This window comes from Planktotalea sp. (genome assembly GCF_039984035.1).
Classification (GTDB): domain Bacteria; phylum Pseudomonadota; class Alphaproteobacteria; order Rhodobacterales; family Rhodobacteraceae; genus Planktotalea.
Genome location: NZ_JBDWVM010000435.1, coordinates 1 through 2,876, shown reverse-complemented (window position 1 = coordinate 2,876; position 2,876 = coordinate 1). Strand labels below are relative to the sequence as shown.

4 protein-coding genes are annotated in these 2,876 nt (G+C 55.6%); 3 read left to right on the top strand and 1 reads right to left on the bottom strand.

The genetic code is table 11. The annotated features are described in order from the left end of the window. The 3 genes from ABJQ89_RS19375 to ABJQ89_RS19365 all read left to right on the top strand — a co-directional run. Nucleotides 1-627, top strand: a 627-nt coding sequence (locus ABJQ89_RS19375) for a nucleotidyltransferase family protein (RefSeq protein WP_348497798.1), incomplete at its 5' end; no start/stop codon positions are given. A 101-nt stretch (nucleotides 628-728) separates the two neighbouring features. Continuing rightward, nucleotides 729-1,181 carry a carbon monoxide dehydrogenase subunit G gene (locus ABJQ89_RS19370; RefSeq protein WP_348497797.1) on the top strand — a complete coding sequence of 151 codons (453 nt, stop codon included), beginning with the start codon at nucleotides 729-731 and terminating at the stop codon, nucleotides 1,179-1,181. Further along, entirely contained in the window at nucleotides 1,162-2,127 is a 966-nt protein-coding gene (locus ABJQ89_RS19365) for an XdhC family protein (protein WP_348497796.1), read from the top strand. Before ABJQ89_RS19370 ends, ABJQ89_RS19365 begins: the two co-directional genes overlap by 20 nt. A gap of 4 nt (nucleotides 2,128-2,131) precedes the next feature. Here the strand turns inward: ABJQ89_RS19365 and ABJQ89_RS19360 are convergent. Then, a partial coding sequence (locus ABJQ89_RS19360; RefSeq protein ID WP_348497795.1) for a Hint domain-containing protein occupies nucleotides 2,132-2,876 on the bottom strand: 745 nt, incomplete at its 5' end.

Genomic DNA, 2,876 nt, shown 5'->3' with positions numbered 1-2,876 from the left:
GCGCCGAAGCGGGCGTTAGCCATGCATAAGACCGGCGCGCTCATATTAGCCGCTGGTCTGTCACAGCGCATGGGGGAGCGGAACAAACTGCTGTTGCCGATTGATGGCGTGCCAATGGTGCGCCGTGTTGTGCAGCAATATCGCGCGGCGATTGAAGGGCCGATTACGGTAGTCACGGGGCACGAGGCCGAGGCGGTTCAGGCGGTTTTATCCGATCTGGATGTGCGCTGTGTGGTCAATCCCGAATATGCGAAGGGCCAGCAAACGTCTGTAGCGTTTGGATTGGCGCAATGTCCTGAGGTCGAGGCGCTTTTGATCGGGCTTGGTGATCAACCGCTATTGCGCGCGAGCGATATCGTGGCACTTCTTGACGTGCATGCGCGCCTTGCGCCGATGCAGGTTTCGATCCCTGCGCTAGACGATATTCGGGGCAATCCGATTGTGGTGCCCCATCAGCTGCGCGCGCAGCTGACCCGTGATCCAGAGCGGCCCGGTTGTATGCGGTTCACCCGCGATAACCCCGACATGGTTCACCGTCATCCGCTTACCGCGAAGGGGTTCTACACGGATGTAGATACGCCAGACTCCTACGCGGCGCTTTGTTTGGAATGGGAGCATCCATCATGAAAAAATTGATGAAAACGATCCGCCGTCTTCGCAAGAAACTGGCGATGACCCCCGAACAAGCTGACCAGATCAGATTCCCTTGTTGTTAGAAAGGACACAGTATGGAACTCTCCGATGAAATCGTCATCAACGCCCCAAAAGAGGTCGTGTATGCGGCGCTCAATGATCCTGAAATTTTGAAGCAGTGCATCCCCGGATGTGAAGAGTTGATCAAACATTCCGACACAGAACTGGAAGCAAAGGTCGTGCTGAAGATTGGGCCGGTGAAGGCCAAATTCGGCGGCGATGTGCAGCTGGATACGGCTGGCGCGCCTGATGCGTTTTCGCTGACAGGTCAGGGCAATGGCGGTGCGGCGGGACATGCCAAGGGCGGCGCTGATGTGACGCTGACGGCCGATGGTGACACGACGATCCTGCGCTATAATGCGAAGGCAGATATTGGCGGCAAACTTGCGCAGCTTGGCAGTCGTTTGATCCAGAGCACGGCCAAGAAACTGGCTGGCAAATTCTTTAAGTCTTTCGCGAAAGTCGTGGATGAATCTGTCGAAGCGTAAATCAATATCGCTGGCGGAACATCCCAGCGATATCATCGCACATGCGGCGGTGTTGATCGGGCAAGGCAAACGCTTTGCCCTGATCACATCCGTTGGCATTGAAGGGGGGGCCGCGCGTGAAGTCGGCTCTCTCGCGGTTATTGACGCCTCGGGCGATATGGTTGGGTATTTGTCGAACGGATGTATCGACAAGGACATTCAACTGCATGCGCTGGATGCGTTGGAGAGCGATAGCAAGAAGCTGATCCGTTATGGCGATGGCTCGCAATTTGCGGATTTGAAGCTGCCGTGCGGCGGTGCGCTTTCGGTTCTGATCGATCCGAACCCGGATCGGGAGGCGCTGTTGCGGCTGCATCGCGCGTTTGAAGCGCGCGGAACGGGGGCGCTGTCGTTTGACATTCCAGAGCCTCATCGCGGCATCGCTCCGCGCGTCCGTTTTGAATACCGCCCGCAAGTCAGATTGGTTCTGGCAGGGCGCGGCGCGATTTTTCGGGCGATGGCCGAGGTGGGCCATTCCATCGGTTTTCAGATTTGTTGCCTGTCGCCAGATCAAGAAGATCTAGAGGCGGTCAGCGAGGTTTGTCATCTCGCGCCTGTGCATCTGGTGTCCCCGCGACAAGAGATTTCCATGACAGAGGTTGATGCGCATTCGGCGGTCTTGACCCTGTTTCATGATCACGATTGGGAACCCGAATTGCTGCGCGCGGCTGTGCGCACGCCAGCGCAGTATATTGGGTGTTTGGGCAGTCGACGCACACACCAAGCGCGGTTGGATCACTTGCAGTTTTTGGGTGTGTCCGCAGAAGATCGTGCGCGGTTGCATGGGCCGATAGGTTTGGTCCCGTCCCTGCGCGATGCGCCGTTGATCGCAGTATCGGCGCTGTCAGAACTGGTGTCGCATTTCTCGTCGAGCATTTCGGAGAGTGCTACTTCCGAGATTGCTTGATCGGTCAAAGTTGCGCGTTAAACAGCTCTAGCAGTGGCTTTTTGTGTTGCGCATGGCGATCAATCAAGCGCTTTTGTTGTTTTCGCGCAGGCACCAAGCGTACTGTCTTAGGCGCGCTGATTTCAGCTTCGATGTTGGGAAAGAGCGCGAGCACTTCCTTTTTCGCGGCTGGCGTTAACGTGTTGAGGCACTGCGCACCTGTCAAAAGGGTCTCCGATGGCGCGCCTTCTGCAAGGACCATCTCATGGTCATCGAGAAGCATGTGGAAGTACTCAATGTCTTGCACGCTTTGATCGATGAAGATGCCATCAAGCGCAGTGAGTTTGATGGCAGGAATCAGAACATCCTTAACGCCGAACATACGTTCAGCGACTTTTGAGGAGACAAGGATGCGGTGCTGACGCGATACAAGAAGGTCGCGCTTTGGCAGGCTGTTGCCCAAGGCACCGGCTGAGATCCGAATAGGGTATAGCTTTGGGTTTGCTTTCAAATGGGCGACGGTGATTTTGCGCGACCCAATCCAGCGGACTGGCTTCACGTTGCCATCCGCAGTTTGAACAGTGTCACCGATCTGCAAATTTTCGATGTGCGTGTGATCTGTTTCTGTTTTGATCGACGTGCCTTTGGCAAAGCAGACGACGTCAAAGAGAACATTGTCGATGCCGACTTCTAGGTAATCCCAGTTGCCTGAGCTGCCTCCCGAACCAAAAACGCCAAGGCTGGTAAGTGGAATATTGAAGACAAGTTCA